This window comes from Dolichospermum planctonicum (assembly GCF_005402965.1).
GTDB classification, from domain to species: Bacteria; Cyanobacteriota; Cyanobacteriia; order Cyanobacteriales; family Nostocaceae; genus Dolichospermum; species Dolichospermum planctonicum.
On the sequence record NZ_BJCF01000097.1, the window covers coordinates 1 to 3146 of the forward strand.

General features: G+C 34.2%; 2 protein-coding genes. Both read right to left on the reverse strand.

From position 1 onward, the window contains the following. Positions 1 to 1018 precede the first annotated feature (1018 nt). A complete protein-coding gene (locus FFO06_RS20545) occupies positions 1019 to 1912 on the reverse strand; it encodes an Rpn family recombination-promoting nuclease/putative transposase (RefSeq protein WP_137909683.1) in 894 nt (297 codons plus the stop codon). 25 nt (positions 1913 to 1937) lie between these two features. Further along, positions 1938 to 2786, reverse strand: coding sequence for an Rpn family recombination-promoting nuclease/putative transposase (locus FFO06_RS20550; protein WP_137909684.1), 849 nt, complete (start codon positions 2784 to 2786; stop codon positions 1938 to 1940). Between the last annotated feature and the right edge of the window lie 360 nt (positions 2787 to 3146).

The window sequence follows — 3146 nt, forward strand, 5'->3', positions numbered from 1 at the left end:
TTACTTGAGGACTTGACAAGGCGAAAATTTTCGTTTACACTAATGTTAAGAGTAGAAATCTGTCCGCGCATATATATTAAACTTTTCAACTATTAACATCATTATTTTCATTCATCTGCCAAAAATCATCAGCGCCAGTTTATAAACTGCATCCTGTAAATCCTTAAATCCTGAACATCCTGATATGGCTAACGCCACGCTTCGCTATCAGACAAAATATTTTACTTGAGGACTTGACAAGGCGAAAATTTTCGTTTACACTAATGTTAAGAGTAGAAATCTGTCCGCGCATATATATTAAACTTTTCAACTATTAACATCATTATTTTCATTCATCTGCCAAAAATCCACCAAAATCCAGTACATTATTATCATCCTGAACATCTTTAAATTCTGAACATCCTGATTCTGATAATTAAACGCAGATGAACGCGAATGAACGCGGATGTTATACTAGTTTTTAATTCCTCTCCCAATCCTGTAAATCCTGATTCAGAGAATATGCAAGCCTGGACACCTAACACCCCACTACAGAACGGACAGTATACCATTAGGTTATGCACCCATAAGTAGATGAACGGAAAAAACCGACATAAGTAACGAACAGTAAAGTTGCCCAAAACCTCTTCCTAGTTAAGAGTTAAGAGTTAAGAGTTTCCTTGTCATAACGACAATTTTTAACGCCAACCTACTTAATGTGATAAATGAGAAGATTATTAAAAGTTGTTGGGTATCTGAAATTCTCAATTGTCAGAATCAGGATGTCCAGGATTAAAGGATGTACAGGATTGTGATATTATCATTACCTAAACTATCCTGAAAACCAACATAAATCATGTCATGTTCGATGAAATATTACAAAGAATAAGAGAAAAAATTACATCACTTCAATATGTAATGACACTTCATGTAGAAGAAATGAACGATTAAAAATCACCAACTCCCCACCAAAAATCATTCAATAACATCCTGTAAATCCTAAAATCCTGGATATCCTGATTCTGACAATTAAATAAGCTTATTTATCTGGTGATTTTAACCATGTTTCTAAATCATTAATATCTGTAAAATCTAATAATGCTTCTCCTAGCTTTTCCAGTTGTTCTATATTCAAACTGTTAATATTTTGAATATAACTATCTCCTAACTTTCCAAACCGTTTAGATAATATCCTTAGCAGTAAGTTTGTTGCTTCATCTTTTTTACCTTCCTGTCTCCCCTCCTGTCTCCCCTCCTGTCTCCCCTCCTGTCTCCCCTCCTGTCTACCTTCCTGCTTTGCTTCTTGATAGACCCTTGTTTGCTTAATATCACTCACTAAAAACATTGCTTCTATCTCCTGACGGCTTAATTGTGAAAACTTGGACAATAAAACAGTCTCTAACAATTCTATAATACCTTGTTTTTCTCTGTCATTCTCAACTTCTGTCTTAGTTCTGGCCATGAGGGTTTTCACCAATTCCGGCGCTTGTGCTTCTTTACTGACAATTAACTCAATTAACCCCATACCAATTGAACCTGGTGGTAATTCATCTAAATAAATTCGTTTAATTCTTCCACTATTAATCAATTCTTGTTGATAAGCAGTTAATTCCCCCACATCTAAACTCCGTTTCCCAAATAAGGCTACTCCTTGCCAATCTTGTACGGGTTTAAATTGATTGAGATAAATGTTGATTTCCGCTATTAATTCCCAGTAAAAATCTGGTTTTGGTTGAAATTGCACTTCGACAAAATAGATGGGTTTTTCTACACTATCTGTCAGAAAAATTCCATCAAACCGAAATGCTTTTTCTTTCACTTCCACAGAAGTAAATTGATAATCTTTAGCATTTTCTGTAGGTTCTCCCAGAATTTCAAATAATAGAGTGTGAAAAGTGAGAAAGATTTGGTAGAATATCGTGTCTGTGTGCATTATTCCCGATTTTTATATTTCTGAATTACTGGTTTCTTTGTGAATTTAACCATCTTTCCAAGTCATTAATATCTGTAAAATCTAATAATGCTTCTCCCAGATTTTCCAGTTGTTCTATGTTTAAACTGTTGATATTTTCGATGTAAATATCTTTTAATTTTCCAAATCTTTTCGATAACTGACGTATCAATAAAATCATCTCACCATTCTGTCTCCCCTCCTGTCTCCCCTCCTGCTTTGCTTCTTGATAGACCCTTGTTTGCTTAATATCACTCACTAAAAACATTGCTTCTATCTCCTGACGGCTTAATTGTGAAAACTTGGACAATAAAACAGTCTCTAACAATTCTATAATACCTTGTTTTTCTCTGTCATTCTCAACTTCTGTCTTAGTTCTGTCCATGAGGGTTTTCACCAATTCCGGTGCTTGCGCTTCTTTACTGACAATTAACTCAATTAACCCCATACCAATTGAACCTGGTGGTAATTCATCTAAATAAATTCGTTTAATTCTTCCACTATTAATCAATTCTTGTTGATAAGCAGTTAATTCCCCCACATCTAAACTCCGTTTCCCAAATAAGGCTATCCCTTGCCAATCTTGTACGGGTTTAAATTGGTTGAGATAAATGTTGATTTCCGCTATTAATTCCCAGTAAAAATCTGGTTTTGGTTGAAATTGCACTTCGACAAAATAGATGGGTTTTTCTACACTATCTGTCAGAAAAATTCCATCAAACCGAAATGCTTTTTCTTTCACTTCCACAGAAGTAAATTGATAATCTTTAGCATTTTCTGTAGGTTCTCCCAGAATTTCAAATAATAGAGTGTGAAAAGTGAGAAAGATTTGGTAGAATATCGTGTCTGTGTGCATTATTTCCGATTTTTATGTTTCTTAATTACTTGGTTATCTGGTAATTTTAACCATCTTTCCCGGTTATACATCTAATTTAATTGCATCTTTATCCTGAGACATAAGATAACGTCTTGGTATTTTGGTTATATGGAAATAATAATATTAGTAATTAAAAACTCTATATATATGGGCGCACTATTTCCCACCAATAACATCATCATACCCGAAACTCAAAACACTGTCAAGCCCCTCGGCTGAAATTACCGAAACTCGTGAAATTATTGATAAAATTCTCAATAATCATGAGAATGAACCCCCCTTTATTGAGAAAGTTCTTTTTTGTCAAAGTCCCATACAAATAACTTATATCCCGATAAC